The sequence below is a fragment of the Sphingomonas sp. Leaf208 genome (assembly GCF_001421415.1).
Taxonomy (GTDB): domain Bacteria; phylum Pseudomonadota; class Alphaproteobacteria; order Sphingomonadales; family Sphingomonadaceae; genus Sphingomonas.
The window spans coordinates 24,513-48,230 of record NZ_LMKH01000036.1 but is presented as its reverse complement, the minus strand read 5'-3'; the positions used below and the strand labels follow the sequence as shown (position 1 = coordinate 48,230).

Sequence of the window (23,718 nt, the reverse complement as noted above, 5' to 3'; positions counted from 1 at the left end):
CAGGTGATTGCCGCCGCGGAGCAAGCCCCGCAGCCTCTTCATCTGGCGATGTAGAGAAGTGGTGCCTCTATACGCGGGGTGGCGCCCGTCCGCAAGCGGGAGCAACCTTCGTTTAGTACGCTGCGTTAGCGCAGGGATTTCCGGGAGAAGATCATGATTCGCAAAACGCTGTTCGCCACTGGGTTGCTGACCGCCACGCTGCTCGCCTCGACCGCCTGTTCGGCGCAACCGGCCGCGGCGGGCAAGCCGTTCGAGGAGACGGTGGTCGCCGACTTCGATTCGCCCTGGGCGATGACGTTTCTGCCCGACAAGCGCATGCTGGTAACCGAGAAGAAGGGCCAGATGCTGCTGGTCTCCGCCGACGGCAAGTCGCGCCAGACGGTCGCGACGCTCACGGTCGATTCGGCCGGGCAGGGCGGCTTGATGGACGTCGTCCTCGCCCCCGATTTCGCGACCAGCAACCGCGTGTATTTCAGCTATTCGACCGCAGGCGAGGGCGGCAAGGGCGTCGTCCTCGCGCGCGGCCGCCTGCGTCCGGATGGTGGTGGCGGCACGCGTCTCGGCGAGATCGAAGCGTTGTTCAGCGCGCGGCCGTTCGTGGAGGGCAACGGCCATTATTCCGGCCGCATCGCGTTCTCGCCCGATGGCAAATATCTGTTCTTCACCAACGGCGAGCGCCAGAAATTCACGCCTGCGCAAGACCCGAAGATGACGCTCGGCAAGGTGTTGCGTCTCACGCTCGACGGCAAGCCCGCCCCCGGCAACCCGCTGGTGGCCAAGGGCTTCGCGCCTGAGATCTGGAGCTATGGCCACCGCAACCTGCTCGGCATCGCGTTCGATGCGCAGGGCAATCTCTGGGAGCAGGAGATGGGGCCGAAGGGCGGCGACGAGGTCAACCTCATCAAGCCCGGCCTCAACTATGGCTGGCCCAACGCCTCGAACGGCAGCAACTACGACGGCACCGACATTCCCGATCACAAGCCCGGTGACGGTTACGAGCCGCCTAAGGTGTTCTGGAACCCGGTGATCTCGCCCGGCGGCCTGATGATCTATTCGGGCAGCATGTTCCCGCAGTGGAAGGGTGACGCGTTCATCGGCGGCCTGTCCTCGAAGTCCCTCGTCCGCGTCCACCTTACCGGTACTAACGCCGCCAAGGGCGACCAATGGGACATGAACGCCCGCATCCGCGAAGTCGAACAAGGCCCCGACGGCGCGATCTGGGTTCTCGAAGACGGCGGCGACTCCGAAGGCCGCCTGATCAAACTGACCGCAAAGTAACCTAAATTCCCCTCCCGCTTGCGGGAGGGGTCAGGGGAGGGCACGACGTACGTACTGGCGTCCGGTCTGTGAGGCACACCCCTCCCCCGACCCCTCCCGCAAGCGGAAGGGGAGAAGAAGCGGCTAGTCCCGCACGATCAGGTAGTTCATCCGCGCGGCGGCGATCGGCTTCTCCCGCTCATCCTGCCAAGCGGTCGCCTCCACATTGGCCACCCGGTTCCCCAACCGGGTCACCACGCCCGCCGCCCGCGTAGGCTTGTCCCGACCACCCCGCATGAAATCGACCGTGACGTTCACCGGCTTGATCCGAGCTTCGGAACCAGCACCCTCAGCCTCCAACGCATGCTGCAAAGCCGCAATCGCCGCCATCTCCAGCAACCCCGAGATCGCACCACCATGCAAAAACCCCGGCCGCCCGAGCACGTCGTCGGCAAACGGCATTAGCAATACCGGCGGCGCACCGTCCTCGGCTTCGACCGACACACGAAGGATCTCCGCATAAGGCGGCAGGCCGATCGTCATGCCTCGGTCCTCCTGTTGAGACCCATGCCGGCGACATCGCCCACCACCATGAACGTCCCCGCGACATGCGCGAGCGGATCGTTCGGGTCGCCGTCATGCGCCTGCCCACGCACGAACGCGATCGAGCGCGTGATCCGGTAGCATTCGCCGCGCCCGATCACGGTCTTCCCCGGCGTCGCGGGCCGCAGGTAATCGACCCGCAGGTCAAGCGTCGCATGCGGCACGAATGCCTTGCGCTTGATCCAGATCGCCAGACTCGTCGCCATGTCCATCATCGTGATGATCGGCCCCGACGCGATCACGCCGCTCGCGCGGTCGCCGATCAGCCGTTCGTCATACGGCAGCGCGAGCTCCGTCCAGTCGTCGCCATGCGCGTGATAGCGCATCCCCAGCGCGGCGCCGTGCCCGCCGAACCCGCGCGTCGCAAACCATTGTGGATCAAAACCAGCCATTGCCCGCCTCTACACGCCGGGTGGCCGCGCGCAACATTGCGGGGGAGGGCAGGGCCGGTTAGCGTCCCCACAAAGATCGAGAGGATCGCCAGAATGAACGACCGGGTCACGATTACCGTCGCCGAGGGCATCGCCGACGTCCGCCTCGCGCGCGCCGACAAGATGAACGCGATCGACCCCGCAATGTTCGAGGGCATCGCCGCCGCGATCGATCGGCTCAAGGGGATGACCGAAGTCCGCTGCGTCGTCCTCTCAGGCGAGGGCAAGGCGTTCTGCGCCGGCCTCGACATGGCCTCGATGGCGAGCGGTGGCTCGGGTCTGGCGCTCGGCGACCGGACGGAGGAAGGCGCGAACCTGGTGCAACAGGTCGCATGGGGCTGGCGCACCTTGCCGATGCCGGTCATCGCCGCGGTCCACGGCGTCGCGTTCGGCGGCGGCTTCCAGATCATGTCCGGTGCCGACATCCGCATCGCCCACCCGCAAGCCCGCTTCGCAATTCGCGAGACGTACTGGGGCCTCGTCCCCGACATGGCTGGCATCGCCCTCTGGCGTACGCTCGCCCGCGACGACGTGCTCCGCGAACTCACCTACACCGCCCGCGAGTTCGACGGCGAGGAAGCGTTGCGGCACGGCTTCGTCACGCGTCTGTCCGAAGACCCGCTCGGCGAGGCGATGATGCTCGCCCGCGAGATTGCCGCGAGGAACCCCCACGCGATCCGCGGGTCGAAGGCGCTCTACAACCTTGCGGCGGATGCGGACGCGGCGGCAGTGCTGCACGCGGAAACCGAAGAGCAGTTGAAGGTCATCCGCACGCCCAACCAGGTCGAGCAGGTGCGGGCCAACATAGAAAAGCGGGCGGCGGTGTTCGAGGACTGAGCCCTTCCGTCAGGGTGACGAGAGAAGGGCGACGTTCAACCCTACTTCTACCACCCCGGCGAAGGCCGGGGCCCAGTTGGAAAGGTCGTTGTAACGGAGCGCTGTCTTACGCCATCAGCGTCCCCCAACTGGGCCCCGGCCTCCGCCGGGGTGGCGAATGTGTAGCGTGGATGCGTCTACTTCACCTTGTCATACGGGGTAAAATTCCGAAACCGGCAGTACCCCGACGGAATCGACATACCCACCGACACCGTCCGAAATCGATCGTTCCGGCACAATTGCCCCCCGTAAACATCGACAATCAACGTATCCAATGGCCGCAACGAAGGACATTCACCAACCGGCCCCGTCTTCCAGATCCGCTTGCCCGATTGCCGATACAGGATCGTCTGCGAATCGATGATTTCAGGCCCGTTGAGCTGCTGAAGGTCGATGCACCGCACCGGCGTTCCAGCAACCCGGCCCTCCAGCGGATCAGACTTGCCCGCGCCGAGCATTCCCACCGTCATCAGCGCCACCGCCGCCAGGACCGCCCCGCGCATCATGGCTTCCGATACGGGACGAAGTCGCCGAAGCTGCAACTCCCGGTCGGAAAGCGCGAGGCCTGGTCGAACGTCTGCGCAATGTCGCCGCGGCACAGCTGCCCGCTCGGCGTCCGCGTTACGAGGATATCGCCCCGCGCGATCCCCTCGCATCCGCCGACGGTATCGCTGCGGTACACCAGCCCGCTATTCACCCGGTACAGGATCGTCGCGCCGTAGCCCGAACTCTGCTTCTGCGGGAACTGGCTGATGCACGACTCGGGCTTGCCCGGCACGAGCCCAGCGAGTTCCTTAGCCAGCTTCTCCTGCACGCCCGCCTCGCGCACCTGCGCACGCTCGACCTCCGCCTGGGTCTGCGTACACGCACCCAACCAAATCGCTGGCAGCATCAAGAGTGGCAGGGTCCGCATCCGCATCGCAACGCTCCTCAAAATCCCATCGCCCTTATACGCGCTTCACCCGCGAAACGCATCCTTGGCCGCACGATAGCCCGCAAACTGCTCGAGCGACGTCGCCCGCAGGAAAGGATTGGTCGCCCGCTCCCGCCCGATCGTCGTCGGCACGGTAGGCTCGCCCTTCGCGCGTGCCGCGTCGACATCGGCCATCCGCGCAACGATGTCGCCGTTGTCCGGCTCGGCAACCAGCGCATAGCGCCCGTTGCTCTGCGTATATTCATGCCCGCAGAATACTTCGGTCTCGTCCGAAAGCGTCGCGTATCGTTGCATGTTCGCGAACATGTCCGCCGGCGTCCCCTCGAACAGCCGCCCACAGCCCATCGCGAACAGCGTATCCCCGGTGAAGATCGCCGCATCATCGGCGAAGTGGAACGCGATATGCCCCTGCGTATGCCCCGGCACCGTCATCACGGTCGCCTCATGCGCACCAAGGCGGACGACGTCGCCTTCGCCGACCCGCTCGTCGAGCGTCGGAATCTTGTCCGCTTCCGCCGCCGGACCCACGACGGTGGCGCCATAGGCCTTCATCTCGGCATTCCCGCCGGTATGATCGGGATGCCAGTGCGTCGTCCAAACCCGGTCGATCCGCCAGTCACGCTTCTTGGCGGCGGCGATCACCGGCCCCGCCTCGCCCGGATCGACCACCACCGTTTCACCCGAGACGGTGTCGTGGATCAGCCAGGCGTAATTGTCAGCCAGCACCGGCACGCGGACGATATCGAGCATCAGCGGGTCACCACTTGCCGGTGTTCGGCATCGACGCCCAAGGCTCGACCGGATCTAGCGCGCCATCGGCCTGCAACAGTTCGATCGAAATGTTGTCGGGCGTCCGCACGAACGCCATGTGACCGTCGCGCGGCGGCCGGTTGATCGTCACGCCCGAGTCCATCAGCCGCTGGCACGTGTCGTAGATGTTGTCGACGCGGTAGGCGAGATGCCCGAAATTGCGGCCTTCGCCATATTCTTCCGGATCCCAATTGTGCGTCAGCTCGACCTCGGCGCCCTCGTCGCCGGGGACCGACAGGAAGATCAGCGTGAACCGCCCCTTCTCGTTCTCCATCCGGCGGACCTCCTTCAGCCCCAGCGTCTCGAAGAACGCGATCGTCTTCGCCGGGTCGGTCACGCGGATCATCGTGTGGAGATATTTCATGCTTGCTCCGATGGTTGTTCGGACCAGCAGATAGGGACGGGGGCGGTGGCGTGAAAGGGTGCGACCGATCGGCGGCGCCCTATTCCTCCGACCGGATCAGCACCGCCTCGCCGATGAAGAAGAACAGCAGGAACGGCGCCCACGCGGCGAGGAACGGCGGGTAGGCGCCGAGATTGCCCATCGCGAGCGCGAAATTGTCCGCGACGAAGAACGCGAAGCCGAGCCCCATGCCGATCACGGCGCGCACGAACAGCTTGCCCGATCGCGCGATCCCGAACGCTGCGACCGCGCCGAGCAACGGCATCAGCACCGACGACAGCGGCCCCGACAGCTTGTGCCACAACGATCCTTCGAGCGCCTTGGTCGGCCGCCCCGCGTCGGACAAGTCGGCGATCGCCGCCTTCAGCGCGCCGAACGACAGTCCGTCCGCATCGACGCTCGCCAGCGTGAACTGGTCCGGCCGCACGTCCTTCGCGATCACCACCGCGCCCAAGGGGCGGACGTTGCCGCTCTTCACGTCGAACCGGGTCGCAGGGCTTACCTCCCAGCCGCTCGCGACGCGCCTGCCATGATCCGCCCGCAGGATCGCGACGAGGTTACCGCCGGTGCGATCGTACAGCGTGATGCCGCCAAGCCGCGTCGCGTCGCCGCGCCCGCGGATCTGTGCGACCTCGATCAGGTCGTCGCCGTCGCGCACCCACACGTTGGCGCGGTCGCCGCGATCGATTGGCAGCTTGCCGTAATTCACTTTCTGCCACTGGTTCAGCGTTGCCGTCGCGCGCGCCACCACGCGGTCGTTGAACACGAAGCTGATCACCGCGACACCCAGGCTCGCGACCAGCAACGGCGCCAGCACCTGATGCGCTGACAGGCCGGAGCCCTTCAGCGCGACGATCTCGCTGTTCTGGTTCATCGTGATCAGCGTCAGTATGGTGCCGAGCAGCACCGAGAACGGCAGGAACCGCGAGACGATCTGCGGCGCACGCAGCGACACATATTGCCAGACCTGCGCATCGCCATTGCCGGGAAAGGCGAGGATGTCGCCGGAGTTGCTCAGCAGGTCGAGCGCCTGGAGCACCAGCACGAGCGCGGCGAGCACCGCGAACGTCCGCACCAGGAACATCCGTCCCATGTAAATCGCGACCGTCCGCGACGGGAAGAAGCTGACGATGTTCATGCGGCTTTGCTCTTACGGAAGCCCGGGATACGCTTGGTGATCGCCTTGAACGTCTTCGAGAAGACGCGTTCGAGCGCACCGATCGGTTGCCCGCCGGGGACATAGGCGATCGTATAGTACATCCACAGGATCAGCCCGGCGAAGATCGTGAACGGCACCCACAGTGCGATGATCGGATCGATCCGCCCGAGTTCGCCGACGTCCGCCGCGTATTGGTTCACCTTGTGATAGGTGACGATCATCACGATCGACAGGAACACGCCGAGCGCGGACGAGGATCGCTTGGGCGGCACGCCGAGCGCGAGCGCGAGCAGCGGCAACAGGAACATCGTCGCGACCTCGGCAAGGCGGAAGTGGAATTCGGACCGGCTGCCGTCGCGCTGCTCCAGCGTCGCGCCGCGCTGACCCTGCTTGGCGAGCTCGGGCAGCGTATATTCGAGGTTGCGCCCGCCGCGACTGCGGAAGCTTTCGAACTTGGGCAGGTTGATCGGCAGATCATGGCTGCTGAAGGTCAGCACGCGCGGCGTCTTGAACTCGGGCCGGTTGTGGATCAGCGTCCCGTTCGCAAGGCGGAAGATGATGACGTTGGGATCGTCGGTCGCGAGGAACTTGCCCTTCTCCGCGGTCACGCCCAGCCAGTCGCCATTCTGGCTCGACGCATGGACAAAGATCCCGGACAGCTCGCGGCCCTTGTCCTTGCTCTCCTCGATCCGCAGCGTCATGCGGTCGCCGAGATTGGTGAACTCCCCGACCTTAATCGACGCGCCGAGCGCACCCGTGCGCAACTCGAACCGCAGGCCCTCGTAATAATAGCGTGCGATCGGCTGGACATAGCCGACGATCGCGAGGTTCAGCAGCGCCAGTGCGATCGTGTACATGTACGGCACGCGCAGCAGCCGATTGTAGCTCATGCCGACGCCGCGCAGGACGTCCAGCTCCGATGAGGTCGACAGCCGGCGGAACGCTAGCAGGATGCCGAGCATCAGCCCGATCGGAATGCCCAAGCCCAGATATTCGGGCAGCAGGTTGGCGAGCATCCGCCACACGACGCTGATCGGCCCGCCTTGCGTCGCGACGAAATTGAACAGCCCGAGCATGCGATCGAGCACGAACAGCATGACGGCGATCAGCAGCGTCGAAAAGAGCGGCACCGCGATCAGCCGGGCCATGTAGCGGTCGATGGATTTCATGCGCGGGTTGGGCTCGGTATGCTGGGTCGCGCGGGTATAGGGGCGCACGCGCTAGGCGTCATCCTCAATCGCAACGCATCAATGAACGATCATTCCGCGGCTATCGGGCGGTTCGTCTCGCGGCGCTCCGCGGCCATCGCCGTCATGACCGCGCGTTCCAGCCCATTGAGCGTAAAGGGTTTACGCATCACCTCGTGTCCGCCGAACTGTGCGACGTTCACCTCGCCAGCAAACCCGGTGACGAACAGCACTGCGACGTGCGGATACAGCGGGGAGAGCGCGGCGATCATCTCCGGCCCGGTCTGGCGCGGCATCAGCACGTCGGAGATAATCAGCCCGATCCCCGGGTTCGCCGCCAGCAGCGCAGGCGCCGCAAGCGGATCGTCGCACGCGATCGGGTTATGCCCGATTTCCTCCAGCGCGCCGGTCGTCGCGGCCAGCACGCGCGGATCGTCCTCGACCACCAGGATCTGCAACGTTTCCGGCACCGTCGGCGCGATCGGCTCGACCATCGCGATCGGGACGGTGGGCAGGGGGAGGGCGACCAGCTCGGCGGCGCGCGGGAGATAGAGTGTGACGGTCGTCCCTTCGCCCGGTGCGGAGACGATGCCGACCTCGCCGTGCAGTTGCTGGACCAGCGCGAAGATCTGGCTCAGCCCAAGCCCGGTGCCCTTGCCGACCTCCTTGGTGGTGAAGAACGGCTCGAAGACGCGCTCGGCCACATCAGGCGCCATCCCGCAGCCGTCGTCGCCGACCATGATCGTGACGTAGTCGCCCGCCGCGCACCGTCCGACTTGGTCCGCCGCTAGCGTCGTCGCGCCGGTAGCGACGGTCAGCGTGCCACGCCCGTTCATCGCATCGCGCGCGTTGACCGCAAGGTTCAGCACCGCGTTCTCCAGCTGGACTCGGTCGGCGCGGACGCACCCGCCGGCCGCATCGTCGCGCACGATGACGGTGATCGCGTCCCCCAGCGTACGGTCGAGCAAGTCGGACATCCCGGCGACCAGCGCGGCGGCGTCGATCGTCTCGGCCTTCAGCGAATCCTCGCGACTGAAGGCGAGCAGCCGGCGAGTCAGCGCCGCCGCGCGGTTCGCACCCTCGGTCGCGCTGTCGATATGCCGGCGCACGCTGGCCGGATCGCTCGCGAGATTGCGCCGCGCCAGTTCGAGACCGCCCAGCACCACCGCCAGCATGTTGTTGAAGTCGTGCGCGATCCCGCCGGTCAGCTGCCCGACCGCCTCCATCTTCTGGATCTGGCGAAGCTTCGCCTCCTGCACGCGCAGCTCAGCGGTGGCGGCAGCAACCGCGGTGGTCAGCTCGTCGGCGCGCTCGCGTTCCAGCTCGGCATCGGCCAGCGCGGTCGCCCGCTCGCCGACCGCGCGGATCGTGAACCAGCCGAGCAGGATCGCGCCCAGCACGATCAGCACGCCGAAGATGGCAAGCACGCCCGCTACCCAGCTCGACCGCTCGACCGACCCCAAGGCCGCCGCCGTCCGGTCGTCGAGCAACGCGCGCTCGCGTGCGATCAACGTGTCGAGCGTCGTGTTGATCTCGATGAGCGTCGGCGCCTTTCGCCCCTGGTAATAGCGTGCGAGCGCCTGCCCGTTCTTGCCGTAGCGCGTATTGAGCGCCGTCAGCGACAACTCCCGCCCGCGCGCGTCATAGGCGGCGCGCAGCCGATCGACTCGCGGCTGCTGCTCGGGATTGTCGTTGGTGATCTGGTCGAGCCGGTCGATCTGCGTCCCCGCGAGCAGCCACTCGTCGAAATAGAGCTGCCCCAGCTGCTTGTCGCCGCTGATGACGTACCGCCCGAGCGACGCCTCCGATCGCGCGATCGTCCCGGACAGCGTCCGCGCGAGGATCATCACGTCATAGCTGTGAGCCTGCAGCTCCAGTGCACGATCGCGCTGGCGATTTGCGTGGCCGAGCGTCACGATCAGCGCCACGAGCACCGCCGCACCGAGCAGGCCCATCACGACCAGCATGGCTATGCGCCACCTCGCCCCGCCCCCCTGGGCCGCAGTCTCGACCTCGTCTTGCGTCACGGCCGGCATCCTAACGCGTCGTTGCCCACACGCAATGACTTGGAATGCCAGTACCGATCGAACATTTCACGGATGTTTCCTCCTCCCCGCGGGAGGAGGAAACCGTCAGCCGATCACGCCGACGGCGCGGCCAGCGGTCTCGAACATCCCGAGGATCGTCGTGATCTGCTCGTCGGTATGTTCCGCGCACAGCGAGCATCGCAGCAGGAACGTCCCCGCTGGCGTCGCGGGCGGGCGCGCCATGTTCACGTACAGACCGCCCTCGAGCAGCGACTGCCAGATCGCGATCGCCTGTTCCTGGTCGGTGAGGATCACCGCGATGATCGCCGAATCGGACGTCTCGGTTCCGAGCTTGAACCCCATCGCCTTCAGTCCGCCGTGCAGCCGGCGCGCGTTCTTCCAGAGCTGCGCGCGCTTGTCGTGCGCGGTCATCAGCTTGCGGATCGAGGTCGCGGCGGTCGCGACCACCGAGGGGGGGAGCGACGCGGTGAAGATGTACGGGCGGCAGGCGAACCGCACCATCTCGAACTTCGGATGGTTCGACACGACGAACCCGCCGACCGTGCCGACCGACTTCGAGAAGGTGCCGACGACGAAATCGACCTCGTCGGTCAGCCCCATCTCCTCGTACACGCCGCGCCCGTTGGGGCCGAAGAACCCCATCGAATGCGCCTCGTCGACCAGCACCATGCAGCCATGCTTCTTGGCGACCGCGACCATCTCCTTCAGCGGCGCGATGTCGCCGAGCATCGAATAGACGCCTTCGAGCACCACCAGCTTGCCCGCTTCCTTCGGCAGGCGGCCGAGCCGCTTGTCGAGATCGTTGACGTCGTTGTGGCGGAAGCGGACGATCTCGGCGTTGCCCTGCTTGCAGCCGTCGTAGATCGACGCGTGGCTGTCGGCGTCGAGGATGACGAATTCGCCCTTGCCGGCGAGCGTCGAGATGATCCCGAGATTGGCCATGTACCCGGTCGAGAACACGATCGCGCCGGTCATGTCGTAGAATTCGCGGAGCGCCTGTTCGACGTCGATATGATCGTGGAACGTGCCGTTGAGCATCCGGCTGCCGTTGGTCCCCGACCCGAACGCGTCGAGCGCGTCCTTGCCCGCCTGGATGACGTCGGGGTCGAACGTCATGCCCATGTAATTGTAGGTGCCGAGCAGGATCGTGTCCTTGCCGCGGATCACCGCCTGCGTCGGGCCCTTCACCTCGTCCATCACGATCGCGAACGGATTGCGCACGCCACTGGCGATCAGCGCCTCGCGTTCGGCGATCAGCGCGTCGAATTTCGACATCAGGTCGCGTTCGGGGGCGACCTCCGGAGCGTCGACGGGGAGGGCGTGGGCGGTGGTGGCGGCTTCGGTCATCGTCATTCGGCCTTGAAAATTTCCGTTCGTCCTGAGTAGCGGCTGAGCGAAGACGAAGACGCGTATCGAAGGGCAGGTGGTTCGATACGGGCCTTCGCCATGCTCAGTCCCTACTCACCACGAACGGGATATTTTTGATTAGTCCTGCTTCAACTTCGCGACCGCGTCGACCAGCTGGCCGACCGTCTCGATCTCGGCCTGCATGTTCATCGTGATGATGATGTCGAATTCGTCCTCGATCGCGGCGACGAAATCCATGACGGTCAGGCTGTCCCATTCCAGGTCGCCCTGGAACGTCGTCGCATCGGCGAGCGCGACGCCCTTCCTGTTGAACGGCTCGATCTGCGCGGTGACGGTGTCGTAGATCTGCTGACGGTCGCTCATGCTATTCCCTTCGGTGTCGCAACAATCCCTGACAGGAAATTGCGGCGGCTTTTCGGCGCTATAACAGCCCGGCGGCGCGATACCACGCCGCGGTTTGCGCGAGTGCCTGCGGAGTCGGGACGGACGGCGTCCACAGCGCAGCCGGAGGCGGCTTGTGCGAGACCCAGTCGGGGTGGCAGAAATAGCTCACCCGGTCGCGCGTCAGCTTGGCCTTGCGACGCCGGACGAGCCGGTCGGCGGCGGAGGCGAGCTTCAGGAGCGCGCGGGGTGTCGAGAACACCTTGACCGGCTTGCCGACCGCCACGCCGATCTCGCGCGCGAAATCGCGGTTGTCCCAGCCGTTCGGCACCCCGTCGTCGGGCTCCATGATCGACGGCGCATCGGCGGTCTCGGCGAGCGCGAGCAGCAGCGCGGTCAAATCCTCGACGTACAGCAACGAGACGCGCGTGCCGGCCGGCGGCATCGGCAGATAGCCGGACCGTGCCGCCTTGAAGAGATCGAGGATATCAAGATCGCGCGGACCAAAGATCGCGGGCGGGCGGACGATCGTCCACTCCAGCCCCGACGTCTGCACACGCGTTTCCGCCTCGGCCTTCGACCAGCCATAGTTCGACAGCGTCGGCTCGCGTGCGGCAAGCGAGGAGACGTGGACGAATCGGCGGATTCCCGCATGTTTCGTAGCCTGGAGGATGCCTTCGGTGCCGGCGACGTTGCCCTTGACGAAGCTTGCCCGGTCGGGCGCGTTGACGACTCCCGCGACGTGGATCACCACGTCCGCGCCTTCGACCAAGGTCGCGAGGCTCTTCGGGCGATCCAGCGCGCCTTCGATCCAGGTCACGCCGATGCGCTTGGCCTGCGGCTTCCGCGCGAGCGCGCGGACGGTGTGCCCGGTCTCGAGCGCATGATCGATCAGGTGGCTGCCGACGAACCCGGTGCCGCCGGTGATGGCCAGGATCAAGACGCCGCTCCCGAGGTGGCAGTAAAAGTATGTTCACCCGCGAAGGCGGATGCCCAGACTGGACACCCGCCTTCGCGGGTGAACAAGGCGCGGCCGGTCATACGAGCGCCAGATGATTGCGATGCACCAGCGCAGACCGAGGCGCGTAGCCAAGGATGGCCGCATGATCGTCGCTATGTCGACCAAGCAGGCGCGCGGTATCCGCCGCATCATATTCCGCAAGGCCCCGTGCGACAGTCCCGGCAGGCCCCTCGATCGTCACCAGATCACCGCGCGCGAAACCCCCGTCGATCCGAGTGGCCCCAGTCGCCAGCAAACTCCGCCCCCGTCCAAGCGCTGCCGCAGCTCCCGCATCGACATGGATCGCCCCCTTCGCGGTCAGCCCGCCTGCCAACCAAGCCTTCCGCGCAGATGCCGTCCGCTCGGCCGTAAAGATCGTGTGGCGGGCAGGGGTGGAGAGCGGATGCTCGATCCGCCCCGAAGCGATCGCCAGTGGAATGCCCGCACCCGTCGCGATCCGCGCCGCGGCGATCTTCGAGGCCATCCCACCCGAACCCATCCCCGAGCCCGACCCATCGTCCGCCATCCCCGCAACCGCATCGATCCGCGGCACGCTAGCAATATGCGTCGCGGACGGATCGACATGCGGATTGGCGGTGTAGAGCCCATCGACGTCGGACAGCAGGATCACGCCCTGCGCGCCGGCGGCCTGCGCGACGCGGGCGGCGAGGCGGTCATTGTCACCGAACCGGATTTCCTCGGTCGCGACGCTGTCGTTCTCGTTGATGACGGGAACGACCTTCAGCGACAACAACCGGTTGAGCGTCGCGGCGGCGTTGAGATAGCGGCGGCGGTCTTCGAGATCGTCCAGCGTGACGAGGATCTGCGCCGCGTTAAGCCCCTGCGCGGCGAGCAGTTCGGCCCAGACTTGGCTGAGCGCGATCTGACCAGTGGCAGCTGCGGCCTGCGCGTCTTCAAGACTTGCGCGGCCACCCTTTGGGAGACGAAGCCGTCGCGCGCCCAAGGCAATCGCGCCAGACGACACGATCGCGACCTGCTGGCCTTCACCAGTCCGAGCGGCAATGTCGGCGACCAGCCCCGTAAGCCACTCCCGCCGAACGCTCCCATCGGGATCTACCAGCAACGCCGAGCCGATCTTCACGATCAGCCGCGAGCAAGACGAAGGCGGAAACATCACGCATTCCCCTCCCGCTTGCGGGAGGGGTTAGGGGAGGGGCGGGCGTGACCTGTCGGCAAGAAAGCCCTCCCCCGACCCCTCCCGCAAGCGGAAGGGGAGAAATCGAAAGCCAACCCTCTCCCCGCAGGGGAGAAGGCTAAGCAAGACGTCAGAGCGGCGACCATGCGACCGGCACTTCGCCTTCTTCCAGTTCCTTCGCCGCGCCCGGAGCCGGCCCGATCGCCTCGATCAGCTGGTCCAGCACCGCCTCGATACCAGCGCCGCTCGCCCCCGAAATCGCCATCACCTCGGCACCGCTGGCTTCCGCCAGCTCCGCCGACAGCGCCGCGATCAGTTCCGGATCGAGCATGTCGATCTTGTTCAGGGCGATGATCACCTTCTTGTCGGTGAGCCCCTCGCCGTAATTCTCCAGCTCGTCGCGCACGATCCGGTACGACTCGGCCACGTCGCGGTCGTTCGCATCGACCAGATGCAACAGCACCCGGCACCGCTCGATATGCCCGAGGAACCGATCGCCGATACCCGCACCTTCGGCAGCACCCTGGATCAGCCCCGGAATATCCGCGACCACGAACTCGCGCTGCTTGTGACGCACCACGCCCAGCTGCGGCCGCGTCGTCGTGAAGGCATATTCGCCGACCTTGGCCTGCGCGTTCGTCACCTGGTTGATGAAGGTCGACTTGCCCGCATTCGGCAAGCCGACGAGGCCCGCATCGGCGAGCAGCTTCAGCCGCAGCCAGACCCACGCCTCGCCGAACGGCCAGCCGGTGCCGTGCTGGCGCGGGGTGCGGTTGGTCGAGGTCTTGTAGCTTGCGTTGCCGCGCCCGCCGTCGCCGCCGCGGAACAGCACTTCACGCTGGCCGACCTCGGTGAAGTCGATCAGCACCTCTTCCTTGTCCTCCGAGAGCACCTGCGTGCCGAGCGGAACGCGGATGACGAGATCCTTGCCGCCTGCGCCGGTGCGGTTCGAACCCGAACCACCCGAGCCGCGTGGCGCGCGGAAATGCTGCGTGTAGCGGAAGTCGATCAGCGTGTTCAGGCCGGCGATGCATTCGAACACGATGTCGCCGCCCTTGCCGCCATTGCCGCCATCGGGGCCGCCATATTCGATATATTTCTCGCGGCGGAAGCTGACGGCACCGGGGCCGCCCTCGCCCGAACGTACGTAGATCTTGGCTTGGTCTAGAAAATGCATCGCCGCCCCATAGCGAAATTGGCGAAAATCTCCACCCTCCGCGATTCGGCTCGCGATTCGTGCCCCGATCCGATGCGCTCAGCAGCGGGGAGGGGCGGCGGCGTCCTTGCTGGCGAGCAGTGCGTCGAGCGCCAGTTCGCGCGCCTTGCCGACCGGCAGCCCCAGCGCGCGCGCCATCGGTGCCCCCATCAGCGCATCGCCGAGTGCCATCAGCACCAGCGTCAGCGTCTGCTCCTGGATCGGCTGATCGCCGGGCATGTCACCCTCCGCCAGTTCGTCGACCAGATCGTGGATCGCGGTCAGGATCGGATCGAGCGCATTGGTATTGCCCGACAGGATCATCCAGCTCGCCAGCGCCCCCGCGCCGCCCTTGCCGAACGCGTCGAAGGTCATCTCTACCACCTCGCGCGGATCGAGCTCGCCCGCCCGCACGCGCAGCACCGCGGCACCGATCGTCCCGACGATGTCCGCCGCCATCCGCGTGATCAGCGCGGTATGCAGCGCCTCCGCCGAGCCGAAATGGTGGAGCAGATTGGCATGCGTTCGTCCGACGCGGCCTGCCACGGCCTTTAGCGTGACAGCGCTGGGGCCGCTCTCGACAAGCAGGGCTCGCGCGGCCTCGACGGCGGCTTCACGCGATTCGGTGGGGGAGAGGCGCTTGCGCGGTGTTGACGTCACGGACCGGAAAACCTATTTACATCAATGTAAGTAACGAGTGTTCATCCCTGTTTGGAGGTTTCCGTGGCGAAAGCAACCACGCCTGCCGATCTGACGATCACCCCGCGCGACCGCCGCTTCGGCCGCGGTGCCGCGGTTCGCCGCTGGTGGCTGAACGACGATTCCGTAGCGACCGCGTTCTACAACGCGCTGTCGGTGACGTTTCCGAAGGGCGAGGGCTATTTCGTCGACAGCGTCCGGAAGTTCCGCGAAGGCACGCCGCCGAAACTCCACGCCGAGATCAACGCCTTCATCAAGCAGGAGGTGATCCACACGCGTGAGCACGTCGCGTTCAACCGCCACGTCACCGACCAGGGCTACGACGTCGCGCCGCTGATCGTGGACGTCGACGCGGCGCTGGCGCTGACCAAGGGGCGTCCGGAGATCGCGAGCCTCGCCGCGACCACCGCGCTCGAGCATTTCACCGCGATGCTGGCGCACGAACTGATCGCGAATCCGAAACATCTCGCGGGCGGCGACCAGCAGGCGGCGGCGCTCTGGCTGTGGCACGCAGCCGAGGAGATTGAGCACAAGGGCGTCGCGTATGACACGTGGTTGCACGCAACGCGGGACTGGCCGCGCTTCACGCGCTGGCGGGTGAAGTCGCTGGTGATGCTGATCACGACATGGCGGTTCTTCACCGGGCGTGCACGGGGGATGGCGGAACTGTTGCGGCAGGATGGCCTGACCGGACCTCGCGTGTGGGCGCGGATGGCGTGGTATGCGTTCGGCAATCCGGGGATGGCGCGCAAGATCGCGGGCGTCTGGGCGGCGTATTTCCTGCCTGGGTTCCACCCGTGGAAGCACGACGATCGAGCGCTGATCGGCTTGGCGGAGAGCGAGTATGAGGCGGCTGTGCTGCCGGTTGCGAAACAGGTGGTAGCGGTGGCCTGAGCCCCGGACTCCAGGCTTCTTCCCCCTCTCCTAGTTCTCCCGCGAAGGCGGGGGCCCAGGATACCAAACGACACCGCCCGTGATTCCTGGACCCCCGCCTTCGCGGGGGAACAGTTAGTGCAGAGCAACTGCTCGCCTAAACTAAGGCCCCACCCCGGCGAAGGCCGGGGCCCAGTTGGAAAGGTTGCAGTAACGAAGCAACGCACTTCGTTAGCCATGTCTCCCAACTGGGCCCCGGCCTTCGCCGGGGTGGCGTACCTTTAAAGGGTAGCGAATCTCCGAATCACGCCGCCAAAGGCATCGGCGCACATCGATCGTCATCCAGATTCAACTCGAACATCACCGCAGGCGCTTCCCCACCACGCCCCCGAGAAGTCCGAGCCTCGACCCGCCCCGTAGGCCGAAACCCAAGCTTCGCCAGCACTCGCCCCGACGCCGGGTTGTCCACGAAATGAAACGCATCCAGCCGCCGCAAACCAAGCGCATGCCGCGCCATCGCCACCACCGCCTCGCCAGCCTCGGTCGCATACCCGCGACCCCACGCGTCAGGTGCCAGCCAATAGCCGAGTTCATGCCCCGCATCCGCCGCGCGGATACCGATCCCACCGACCAGTCGCGGCGCACCCGCTTCCATCGTCTCGATCATGAAATGGGGGTCGTGTGGCCCACGCGGCTGCGCCAGGAACGCCTCGGCATCGCCCAGCGCATACGGCCAGGGCGCCCGCGCCAGCTTGGCGACCACCGACTCATGGCCGATCGCCCGCGCCAGTGCAGGCGCATCTTCCGGCCAACCCGGCCGCAATGTCAGTCTCTTGGTGCGCGCGAACACGGCTCTCTCCTATCGCGTCATTGGCTGCGCGCATGCCACGTCGGGATGACGGGACCGCGACAGCCGCGTGGAGGGAGCAATAAAAAAGGGAGCCGGGGTGACCCGTCTCCCTTGTTCAGGTTCGCTTTCGCGACCCGGGTCACCCTGGTGGGCAACCCGGATGGTTACCCGATGTTATTCGGCTGCTGCTGCCATGTCGGCAGTATCGTTCGCTGCCAGCTCGACCGAGCAGAACTTGCGCCCGAGTTTGCCCTGGCTGAACACAACGCGGCCATCGACCAGCGCGAACAGCGTATGGTCGGTACCGATGCCGACGTTCGTGCCCGGATAGAACTTCGTCCCGCGCTGACGCACGAGAATGTTGCCGGCGACGCACGCCTGGCCACCGAACTTCTTGACGCCTAGGCGACGACCGGCCGAATCGCGACCGTTGCGCGAAGAGCCGCCTGCTTTCTTATGTGCCATCTGAAGCTACTCCTTATGCCTGAGCGGCCGGGGCATCAGCCTCGGTCTGCTTGGCGGTCTGGCCACCCACGGACACGATCTTCAGGATCGTATGCTGCTGGCGATGGCCGTTCTTACGACGATAGTTATGACGACGACGCTTCTTAAAGACGATGACCTTGTCCGCCTTCGCCTGCGCGATGATCTCTGCAGCGACGACGAAGCCCTCGACGGACCGCAGCTCGGAGCCTTCGCCCGCCAGCAGAACGTCACCCAGCGTCACCGACGCACCTGCATCGCCCTCGATCTTCTCGATGACGATCTTATCTCCGGCGGCGACGCGATACTGCTTGCCGCCCGTGCGCACGACTGCGAACATGGCCCTTGTCACTTTCCAAATACGTGTATCCCACGAACGCAGGGTCCGCCGGAAGAAGCCGGGCAGCTAAGCGAGGGGGGGAGAGTTGTCAACCGCGAAGGGGCGGGAAAGGGTGGTTTAGGTAGGGCAATCACCGCCACTCCGTCACCCCGGACTTGTTCCGGGGTCCACCGCGCAGCGAATCAACCGCCGATGATCAAACGGAACAGTGGATGCCGGAACAAGTCCGGCATGACGAAGATTCGATTCGCCTCTAGTGCCGATGAACCTGCCGCAGCGCGTACCGGCCATCCGCATAGTCACTGAACAGCCCATCGATCGCCGGATGGTCGACCGGCTCGTCGCTGTCGTCGGGCACCAGGTTCTGCTGACTCACATAGGCGACGTAGCTCGACTCCATGTTCTCGGCGAGCAGATGGTAGAAAGGCTGGTCCTTCCGCGGACGAATGTCCTCGGGGATCGCCGCATACCATTCGTCGCTGTTCGCAAACACCGGGTCCACGTCGAAGATCACCCCGCGAAAATCGAACAGCCGGTGCCGCACGACGTCGCCGATCGAGAAATTCGCATGCGAAACCGGCGGTGCGACCACCTCGGCGGGCACGATCGGGCGGGTGATGTCGTGAGCGATACTGTCGTGTCGGGGCATATCGGCCAATTTAGGGTTTGTTTTGCGCCGCACAAGGAAAACGCGTCGAGCGGCGCCCGGAGCGCTCAAAACCCTCTTGCATCGCTGGGGCCCTTTCATTAGAGGCCGCGCTTCGACCGATCGGAGGCGCTGTTCGCAGAGCTTCGGATGACCTGCGGAGAGGTGGCAGAGTGGTCGAACGTACCGCACTCGAAATGCGGCGTACCCGCGAGGGTACCGTGGGTTCGAATCCCACCCTCTCCGCCATTTATTCCTTATACCACCGGACATTCGCCGTCAGGCGCACCCCCAATTGGGCGGTTTCGCGTGCATACGGCGATGGCAATGCCCTCCATCGCGGCCTAGACGATGGGCGGTACGACCGCCGCCGCGTCGTCGAGAAGGATGCCGCACCAAGCCTATGATATCGACCGACCAGGCACTGGCAGACCTTGGCTGGACTGCGCATTTCGCGGACCAGCTTGCCGAAGACGAGCAGCAATATTGCCACCCTGTCCGCGTGATGGCGGTGCACCGCGGCAATATCGCGGTGTCCGGCGCCAAATCGGACGGTTTCGTCTCGCCCTATATCGCAGGCGCGCAGCCGGGGGACGATCACCCGACGGTCGGCGACTGGCTGCTGATCGACGATCGCACGCAGGAGGCGACGCGGGTCCTTCGGCGCGTGAACCTGTTCAAGCGACGCTCGCCGGCCGATCCGCGGAAAGATCAGATGATCGCCGCCAATGTCGACACCGTCTTCATCGTCGCATCGTGCAACCAGGATTTCAGCATCGCTCGGCTCGAGCGCTATCTCGTGCTGGCGCGCGAGGTGGGGGTGCCCCCGGTCGTCGTCCTCACCAAGGCCGACCTGACCGACACGCCCGAGGAGTTCGCCGCCGCCGCGCGCGCGATCGAACCGGGATTGCTCGTCGAAACCGTCGACGGGCGCGACCGGGCCGACGTCAAGCGGTTGGCGGCGTGGTGTGGGCCCGGCAAGACTGTCGCGTTCCTCGGCTCGTCCGGCGTCGGCAAATCCACGCTCGTCAACGCCTTGCGCGGATCGGACAGCATCGGAACGCAGGCGGTGCGGGTCAAGGACGGTACCGGCCGCCACACTACGACGGTGCGCGAGATGCACCGGCTCGATCAGGGCGGCTGGCTGCTCGACCTGCCCGGTATGCGTGAGCTGCAATTGTCGGAGGCCGCGACCGGGCTGGCCGAGGTGTTCGACGATATCGCGCTGCTCGCGCAGGAGTGCCGGTTCGCCGACTGTTCGCACGGCGTCGAGCCGGGGTGCGCGATCCAGGCAGCGATCGCGGCGGGGACGCTGGCGCCGGACCGCTTCGAACGCTGGCGCAAGCTCAACGCGGAGGAAAATGGTGCGGCGTCACGGCTGACGAAGCGCCGGACCCGGTAACGCACGCGCCGCGCTTCGACGTTTCCAAGCGATCCGGCGCAGCAAAGCATCAGAGCGCAGCGTCTCGACTGTGTTGCCGAGGCTGCTGTGACAGCAGTTCAAGATCTGACAAAGTATAGACCACTGCGGTGAACTATGCCGGACAAGCAAACGCCCGGACCGTTGCCGATCCGGGCGCCTGCGTGACGATCGCTCGTCAGCCCCCATTTTTTTGCTCTCGCATCTCGTCTTGCGACGGAGCGGAAAAGCAGTCCCCGAACCACGGCCGTTGCCTGTGTCTCAGCGAGTTTGTTGCTAGTTATGTCCGTGGATTTTGTCACGGTCTTTGCGCGGGGCGGCTCACGATTGAACTGCGCCTGTGGCGATTACGCAACAGACCAATCTAGACACTTCCGGATCGGGACTAACCCAGCCCTGTAGGAGGGGGCGCCGCACGCCGAGCATGGGCCTGACGCACGGCCCCGACAGTTGCCTCGCAACGGGCCGCGTCCTAGAGCCGCTGCACTCTATCCCTAACGATCGAACCTGGCCGCCCATGATCCTGTCCCGCTACGAACGGATGATAGCCCGCCGCTATCTGCTGCCGGGCAAGGGCGAGGCGTTCATCTTCCTCGTCGCCTCGATCAGCCTGGTCGCGGTCATGCTCGGCGTCGCCGCGCTGGTGATCGTGATGAGCGTGATGAACGGCTTCCGCGCCGAGCTTTTCGACAAGATCGTCGGGCTCAACGGCCATGCGGTGGTGCAGGGCGTCGGCAACCGGCTCCCCGACTGGCGCGAGATCGTCGCGCAGGCGCAGAAGACGCCGGGCGTCACCAGCGCGCTGCCGCTGATCGAACAGCCGCTCGCCGCCACCTATAACGGCCGTGCCGAGGCGGTGCTCGTGCGCGGGATGCGCGTCGACGACATCCGCCGCAATTCGACGATCAGCAACAAGGTCGTGATGGGCTCGCTCCAGTCGATTACGCAGGGCAGCGGCCGGATCGCGATCGGTTCGCGGCTTGCCGAATCGCTCGGTGCGCAGGTCGGTTCGGAGATTTCGCTGTTCAGCCCGCAAGGCCAGACCACGCCGTTCGGCACCGTCCCGCGGATCGTCAGCTATACGGTCGGCGCGATCTTCGAGATCGGCGTCTATGATTACGACAAGGCGTACATCATCATGCCGATCGAGGATGCGCAGACGCTGCTACTGATGGGCGATGCGGCCGGCATGGTCGAGCTGAAGACGGTCGACGCGGACCGCGTCGGCGAGATCCTCAAGCCCCTCGCCGACAAGATCGGCGGCAACGCGGTGATCGCCGACTGGCGGACGATGAACGCGCAGCTGTTCGAGGCACTCGCGGTCGAGCGTGTCGCGATGTTCACCGTGCTGTCGATCATCATCCTGGTCGCGGTGTTCAACATCCTCTCGTCGCTGATCATGCTGGTCCGAGCCAAGACGCGCGACATCGCGATCCTGCGGACGATGGGCGCGACGCGCGGCTCGATGATGCGGATCTTCATCGTCGTCGGCACCACCATCGGGGCGCTCGGCACGGTCGCGGGCCTCGTGCTCGGCTTCATCTTCCTGTTCTACCGACAGGGGGTGGTGAACTTCGTCCAGCTCCTCACCGGCCAGAATTTGTGGGATCCGTCGATCCGCTATCTGACCGAACTCCCGTCGAAGACCGATCCCGTCGAGATCGTCGTGATCGCGCTGATGGCGCTCGTCTTCAGCTTCCTCGCGACGCTCTATCCGGCCTGGAAAGCGGCGAGTACCGACCCCGTGCAGGTGCTGCGTTATGAATGAAGGCCTCAAAATCGATCGCCAGATCGAGAAGTTCGACGATTACGTCCTCCAGACCAGCGGGCTGACCAAGAGCTTCACGCAGGGTGGCGCGACGATCGACGTGCTGCGCGGCGTCGACCTCGCGATCGCGCCGGGCGAGATCGTCGCGCTGCTCGGGCCATCGGGCTCGGGCAAGTCGACTCTGTTGCAAGCCGTGGGCCTGCTCGAGGGCGGCTTCCAGGGGTCGATCAGGATCGCCGGCACCGAGGCCGCCAAGCTCAACGCGCATGAGCGGACCGTGGTGCGCCGCGACAGCCTCGGCTTCGTCTACCAGTTCCACCACCTGCTGCCGGACTTCAACGCGACCGAGAACGTCGTCCTCCCGCAACTCGTCCACGGCGCGACGCGGGCCGAGGCGGACGCGCGCGCTGCGGAGTTGTTGACCCAGCTCGGGCTCGGCCACCGCCTCACGCACCGCCCGAGCCAGCTTTCCGGCGGCGAGCAACAGCGCGTCGCCGTCGCCCGCGCGCTCGCCAACAAGCCTGCGCTGGTGCTGGCGGACGAGCCGACCGGCAACCTCGACGAACACACCGCCGACATCGTCTTCGCCGAGTTCATCCGCCTGGTTCGGGAACAGGGCACGGCGGCGGTGGTCGCGACGCACAACGAGCGGCTCGCGGCCCGCATGGACCGCGTGTTGCGGCTGCACGAGGGGCGGCTGGCGTGACCTGGGGCGAGACGCCGACGCTGACCGGGCGTCACGTCACGCTCCGCCCGCTGGTTGCCGACGACATGGACGGGCTGGTCGCGGCGGCGTCGGCGGGCAATTTGTGGGACACGTTCTACGCCAACGTCGCGATGATGAAGGCGCCCGATCGCTGGCTCGCTGCGGCGTTGCGCGAGCAGGACTTCGGCCGTGCGCGGTTGTTCGCGGTAGAGGCCGCCGGGATTGTCGTCGGCACCACGCGCTTCATGCGGATGAACGAGGGCAACAAGCGGCTCGAGATCGGCGGCACCTTCTACGCCAAGTCCGTGCAGCGCACCGGCGTCAACACCGAAGCCAAGCTGAAGTTGCTGACCCACGCGTTCGACGTCCTCGACTGCGAATGCGTCCAGATCCGGACCGACTCACTTAACAAGAACTCTCAACGCGCGATCGAACGCCTAGGCGCCAAGCGCGACGGCGTGCTCCGCGGGCATCAGGTGATGGCCGACGGCCGCTTGCGCGACACCGTCGTCTACAGCATCATCCGCCACGAATGGCCCGGCGTGCGCCAGAACCTGGCGTATCTGCTCGCGCGAAACGAGGACCGCCCATGACCGCGATCACCGACTTCACCGTGAAAAACGCCGACGGCACAGCGACTTCGCTCGAACCCCACCGCGGCAAGGTGCTGTTGATCGTCAACACCGCCTCGAAATGCGGCTTCACCCCGCAATATGACGGCCTCGAAGCGCTACATCGTGACTATGCGGAGCGCGGGTTCGAAGTGCTCGCCTTCCCCTGCAACCAGTTCGGCGGGCAGGAGCCGGGTGACGCAGCTGAGATCGCGAACTTCTGCACGCTGACCTACGACGTGACGTTCCCGGTGTTCGCGAAGATCGACGTCAACGGCTCGGACGCGGACCCGCTGTTCGAGCGGTTGAAGTCGGACGCGCCGGGCGTGTTGGGGTCGAAGGCGATCAAGTGGAACTTCACTAAGTTCCTGGTTGGGCGCGATGGGGCGGTGGTGGATCGCTATGCCCCAACGACGAAGCCCGAGGACATTCGGAAGGATATCGAGAAGCTACTGTAGAAGCAGCACCTATACCCGGCCCCACCCCGGCGAAGGCCGGGGCCCAGTTGGAAAGG

At 65.8% G+C, this 23,718-nt stretch carries 27 protein-coding genes and 1 tRNA gene; 9 read left to right on the top strand and 19 right to left on the bottom strand.

Annotated features, from left to right (window positions below; all coding sequences use genetic code 11):
* Positions 1-153 precede the first annotated feature (153 nt).
* Positions 154-1,278 carry a PQQ-dependent sugar dehydrogenase gene (locus tag ASE69_RS17830; protein WP_056489582.1) on the top strand — a complete coding sequence of 375 codons (1,125 nt, stop codon included), beginning with the start codon at positions 154-156 and terminating at the stop codon, positions 1,276-1,278.
* A 123-nt stretch (positions 1,279-1,401) separates the two neighbouring features.
* Here the strand turns inward: ASE69_RS17830 and ASE69_RS17825 are convergent, their stop codons facing one another.
* Positions 1,402-1,800, bottom strand: a complete 399-nt coding sequence (locus ASE69_RS17825) for a PaaI family thioesterase (RefSeq protein ID WP_056489580.1) — start codon at positions 1,798-1,800, stop codon at positions 1,402-1,404.
* Entirely contained in the window at positions 1,797-2,252 is a 456-nt protein-coding gene (locus ASE69_RS17820; protein ID WP_056489578.1) for a PaaI family thioesterase, read from the bottom strand. Before ASE69_RS17820 ends, ASE69_RS17825 begins: the two co-directional genes overlap by 4 nt.
* A gap of 93 nt (positions 2,253-2,345) precedes the next feature.
* Between ASE69_RS17820 and ASE69_RS17815 the strand changes: the two genes are divergently transcribed.
* Entirely contained in the window at positions 2,346-3,128 is a 783-nt protein-coding gene (locus ASE69_RS17815) for a crotonase/enoyl-CoA hydratase family protein (RefSeq protein ID WP_056489576.1), read from the top strand.
* 176 nt (positions 3,129-3,304) lie between these two features.
* Here the strand turns inward: ASE69_RS17815 and ASE69_RS17810 are convergent, their stop codons facing one another.
* The 13 genes from ASE69_RS17810 to ASE69_RS17750 all read right to left on the bottom strand — a co-directional run bounded on the left by ASE69_RS17810 (position 3,305) and on the right by ASE69_RS17750 (position 15,468).
* Positions 3,305-3,673 (bottom strand): hypothetical protein, encoded by a 369-nt coding sequence (locus tag ASE69_RS17810; protein ID WP_235518960.1) that lies wholly within the window; start codon positions 3,671-3,673, stop codon positions 3,305-3,307.
* Positions 3,670-4,086: a hypothetical protein gene (locus ASE69_RS17805; RefSeq protein ID WP_056489574.1), complete on the bottom strand. Its 417-nt coding sequence runs from the start codon at positions 4,084-4,086 to the stop codon at positions 3,670-3,672. The genes ASE69_RS17810 and ASE69_RS17805 overlap by 4 nt, the downstream gene beginning before the upstream one ends.
* A 39-nt stretch (positions 4,087-4,125) precedes the next feature.
* Positions 4,126-4,851 (bottom strand): hydroxyacylglutathione hydrolase, encoded by a 726-nt coding sequence (gene gloB / locus ASE69_RS17800; RefSeq protein WP_056489572.1) that lies wholly within the window; start codon positions 4,849-4,851, stop codon positions 4,126-4,128.
* 7 nt (positions 4,852-4,858) lie between these two features.
* Positions 4,859-5,275, bottom strand: a complete 417-nt coding sequence (locus tag ASE69_RS17795; protein ID WP_056489570.1) for a VOC family protein — start codon at positions 5,273-5,275, stop codon at positions 4,859-4,861.
* Positions 5,276-5,354: 79 nt separating this feature from the next.
* Complete coding sequence (gene lptG / locus ASE69_RS17790; RefSeq protein WP_056489568.1) at positions 5,355-6,452, bottom strand: LPS export ABC transporter permease LptG; 1,098 nt, start codon at positions 6,450-6,452, stop codon at positions 5,355-5,357.
* Positions 6,449-7,642, bottom strand: a complete 1,194-nt coding sequence (lptF, locus tag ASE69_RS17785) for an LPS export ABC transporter permease LptF (protein ID WP_175518216.1) — start codon at positions 7,640-7,642, stop codon at positions 6,449-6,451. The genes lptG and lptF overlap by 4 nt, the downstream gene beginning before the upstream one ends.
* Positions 7,643-7,731: 89 nt before the next feature.
* Entirely contained in the window at positions 7,732-9,696 is a 1,965-nt protein-coding gene (locus ASE69_RS17780) for an ATP-binding protein (RefSeq protein ID WP_082453222.1), read from the bottom strand.
* Between the two features lie 96 nt (positions 9,697-9,792).
* Positions 9,793-11,055 carry a serine palmitoyltransferase gene (gene spt / locus ASE69_RS17775; RefSeq protein ID WP_056490246.1) on the bottom strand — a complete coding sequence of 421 codons (1,263 nt, stop codon included), beginning with the start codon at positions 11,053-11,055 and terminating at the stop codon, positions 9,793-9,795.
* A 138-nt stretch (positions 11,056-11,193) separates the two neighbouring features.
* Entirely contained in the window at positions 11,194-11,439 is a 246-nt protein-coding gene (locus ASE69_RS17770; protein ID WP_056489565.1) for an acyl carrier protein, read from the bottom strand.
* Positions 11,440-11,497: 58 nt separating this feature from the next.
* Entirely contained in the window at positions 11,498-12,397 is a 900-nt protein-coding gene (locus ASE69_RS17765; protein WP_056489563.1) for an NAD-dependent epimerase/dehydratase family protein, read from the bottom strand.
* Between the two features lie 97 nt (positions 12,398-12,494).
* Complete coding sequence (gene proB / locus ASE69_RS17760; RefSeq protein ID WP_056489561.1) at positions 12,495-13,592, bottom strand: glutamate 5-kinase; 1,098 nt, start codon at positions 13,590-13,592, stop codon at positions 12,495-12,497.
* Positions 13,593-13,743: 151 nt separating this feature from the next.
* Positions 13,744-14,790 carry a GTPase ObgE gene (gene obgE / locus ASE69_RS17755; protein ID WP_056489559.1) on the bottom strand — a complete coding sequence of 349 codons (1,047 nt, stop codon included), beginning with the start codon at positions 14,788-14,790 and terminating at the stop codon, positions 13,744-13,746.
* A 78-nt stretch (positions 14,791-14,868) separates the two neighbouring features.
* Complete coding sequence (locus tag ASE69_RS17750; protein ID WP_056489557.1) at positions 14,869-15,468, bottom strand: TetR/AcrR family transcriptional regulator; 600 nt, start codon at positions 15,466-15,468, stop codon at positions 14,869-14,871.
* A 63-nt stretch (positions 15,469-15,531) separates the two neighbouring features.
* Between ASE69_RS17750 and ASE69_RS17745 the strand changes: the two genes are divergently transcribed.
* Positions 15,532-16,401 (top strand): metal-dependent hydrolase, encoded by an 870-nt coding sequence (locus tag ASE69_RS17745; protein ID WP_082453221.1) that lies wholly within the window; start codon positions 15,532-15,534, stop codon positions 16,399-16,401.
* 283 nt (positions 16,402-16,684) lie between these two features.
* Here the strand turns inward: ASE69_RS17745 and ASE69_RS17740 are convergent, their stop codons facing one another.
* The 4 genes from ASE69_RS17740 to hspQ all read right to left on the bottom strand — a co-directional run bounded on the left by ASE69_RS17740 (position 16,685) and on the right by hspQ (position 18,702).
* Positions 16,685-17,230, bottom strand: coding sequence for a GNAT family N-acetyltransferase (locus ASE69_RS17740; protein WP_235518958.1), 546 nt, complete (start codon positions 17,228-17,230; stop codon positions 16,685-16,687).
* Positions 17,231-17,404: 174 nt separating this feature from the next.
* Positions 17,405-17,695, bottom strand: a complete 291-nt coding sequence (gene rpmA / locus ASE69_RS17735; protein WP_056055842.1) for a 50S ribosomal protein L27 — start codon at positions 17,693-17,695, stop codon at positions 17,405-17,407.
* 13 nt (positions 17,696-17,708) lie between these two features.
* A complete protein-coding gene (rplU, locus tag ASE69_RS17730; RefSeq protein WP_056065957.1) occupies positions 17,709-18,053 on the bottom strand; it encodes a 50S ribosomal protein L21 in 345 nt (114 codons plus the stop codon).
* Positions 18,054-18,306: 253 nt separating this feature from the next.
* Positions 18,307-18,702 (bottom strand): heat shock protein HspQ, encoded by a 396-nt coding sequence (gene hspQ / locus ASE69_RS17725; protein ID WP_056489554.1) that lies wholly within the window; start codon positions 18,700-18,702, stop codon positions 18,307-18,309.
* A 156-nt stretch (positions 18,703-18,858) separates the two neighbouring features.
* On the opposite strand from hspQ, the gene ASE69_RS17720 reads away from it, so the two are divergent.
* The 6 genes from ASE69_RS17720 (at position 18,859) to ASE69_RS17695 (ending at position 23,662) form a co-directional block, all read left to right on the top strand.
* Positions 18,859-18,948, top strand: a tRNA-Ser gene (locus tag ASE69_RS17720).
* A 154-nt stretch (positions 18,949-19,102) separates the two neighbouring features.
* On the top strand, positions 19,103-20,101 hold the full coding sequence (gene rsgA, locus ASE69_RS17715) for a ribosome small subunit-dependent GTPase A (RefSeq protein WP_056489552.1): 999 nt from the start codon (positions 19,103-19,105) through the stop codon (positions 20,099-20,101).
* 535 nt (positions 20,102-20,636) lie between these two features.
* On the top strand, positions 20,637-21,887 hold the full coding sequence (locus ASE69_RS17710) for a lipoprotein-releasing ABC transporter permease subunit (protein WP_056489550.1): 1,251 nt from the start codon (positions 20,637-20,639) through the stop codon (positions 21,885-21,887).
* Positions 21,880-22,593, top strand: coding sequence for an ABC transporter ATP-binding protein (locus ASE69_RS17705; RefSeq protein WP_056489548.1), 714 nt, complete (start codon positions 21,880-21,882; stop codon positions 22,591-22,593). The genes ASE69_RS17710 and ASE69_RS17705 overlap by 8 nt, the downstream gene beginning before the upstream one ends.
* Positions 22,590-23,186, top strand: coding sequence for a GNAT family N-acetyltransferase (locus tag ASE69_RS17700; RefSeq protein WP_056489545.1), 597 nt, complete (start codon positions 22,590-22,592; stop codon positions 23,184-23,186). The genes ASE69_RS17705 and ASE69_RS17700 overlap by 4 nt, the downstream gene beginning before the upstream one ends.
* The gene (locus tag ASE69_RS17695; RefSeq protein ID WP_056489544.1) at positions 23,183-23,662 is read left to right on the top strand and encodes a glutathione peroxidase; all 480 of its coding nucleotides are present in this window, start codon (positions 23,183-23,185) and stop codon (positions 23,660-23,662) included. Before ASE69_RS17700 ends, ASE69_RS17695 begins: the two co-directional genes overlap by 4 nt.
* Positions 23,663-23,718: the final 56 nt, after the last annotated feature.

Bases quoted from the DNA above. Each gene is read 5' to 3' on its own strand.
- ASE69_RS17815 (WP_056489576.1), top strand. From the start codon at position 2,346: ATGAACGACCGGGTCACGATTACCGTCGCCGAGGGCATCGCCGACGTC.
- ASE69_RS17695 (WP_056489544.1), top strand. From the start codon at position 23,183: ATGACCGCGATCACCGACTTCACCGTGAAAAACGCCGACGGCACAGCG.
- proB (WP_056489561.1), bottom strand. From the start codon at position 13,592: ATGTTTCCGCCTTCGTCTTGCTCGCGGCTGATCGTGAAGATCGGCTCG.
- ASE69_RS17805 (WP_056489574.1), bottom strand. From the start codon at position 4,086: ATGCGGATGCGGACCCTGCCACTCTTGATGCTGCCAGCGATTTGGTTG.
- ASE69_RS17830 (WP_056489582.1), top strand. From the start codon at position 154: ATGATTCGCAAAACGCTGTTCGCCACTGGGTTGCTGACCGCCACGCTG.
- ASE69_RS17825 (WP_056489580.1), bottom strand. From the start codon at position 1,800: ATGACGATCGGCCTGCCGCCTTATGCGGAGATCCTTCGTGTGTCGGTC.
- rsgA (WP_056489552.1), top strand. From the start codon at position 19,103: ATGATATCGACCGACCAGGCACTGGCAGACCTTGGCTGGACTGCGCAT.
- rplU (WP_056065957.1), bottom strand. From the start codon at position 18,053: ATGTTCGCAGTCGTGCGCACGGGCGGCAAGCAGTATCGCGTCGCCGCC.
- ASE69_RS17820 (WP_056489578.1), bottom strand. From the start codon at position 2,252: ATGGCTGGTTTTGATCCACAATGGTTTGCGACGCGCGGGTTCGGCGGG.
- hspQ (WP_056489554.1), bottom strand. From the start codon at position 18,702: ATGCCCCGACACGACAGTATCGCTCACGACATCACCCGCCCGATCGTG.
- spt (WP_056490246.1), bottom strand. From the start codon at position 11,055: ATGACCGAAGCCGCCACCACCGCCCACGCCCTCCCCGTCGACGCTCCG.
- lptG (WP_056489568.1), bottom strand. From the start codon at position 6,452: ATGAACATCGTCAGCTTCTTCCCGTCGCGGACGGTCGCGATTTACATG.
- rpmA (WP_056055842.1), bottom strand. From the start codon at position 17,695: ATGGCACATAAGAAAGCAGGCGGCTCTTCGCGCAACGGTCGCGATTCG.
- ASE69_RS17810 (WP_235518960.1), bottom strand. From the start codon at position 3,673: ATGATGCGCGGGGCGGTCCTGGCGGCGGTGGCGCTGATGACGGTGGGA.
- gloB (WP_056489572.1), bottom strand. From the start codon at position 4,851: ATGCTCGATATCGTCCGCGTGCCGGTGCTGGCTGACAATTACGCCTGG.
- ASE69_RS17705 (WP_056489548.1), top strand. From the start codon at position 21,880: ATGAATGAAGGCCTCAAAATCGATCGCCAGATCGAGAAGTTCGACGAT.
- ASE69_RS17780 (WP_082453222.1), bottom strand. From the start codon at position 9,696: ATGCCGGCCGTGACGCAAGACGAGGTCGAGACTGCGGCCCAGGGGGGC.
- obgE (WP_056489559.1), bottom strand. From the start codon at position 14,790: ATGCATTTTCTAGACCAAGCCAAGATCTACGTACGTTCGGGCGAGGGC.
- ASE69_RS17770 (WP_056489565.1), bottom strand. From the start codon at position 11,439: ATGAGCGACCGTCAGCAGATCTACGACACCGTCACCGCGCAGATCGAG.
- ASE69_RS17795 (WP_056489570.1), bottom strand. From the start codon at position 5,275: ATGAAATATCTCCACACGATGATCCGCGTGACCGACCCGGCGAAGACG.
- ASE69_RS17710 (WP_056489550.1), top strand. From the start codon at position 20,637: ATGATCCTGTCCCGCTACGAACGGATGATAGCCCGCCGCTATCTGCTG.
- lptF (WP_175518216.1), bottom strand. From the start codon at position 7,642: ATGAAATCCATCGACCGCTACATGGCCCGGCTGATCGCGGTGCCGCTC.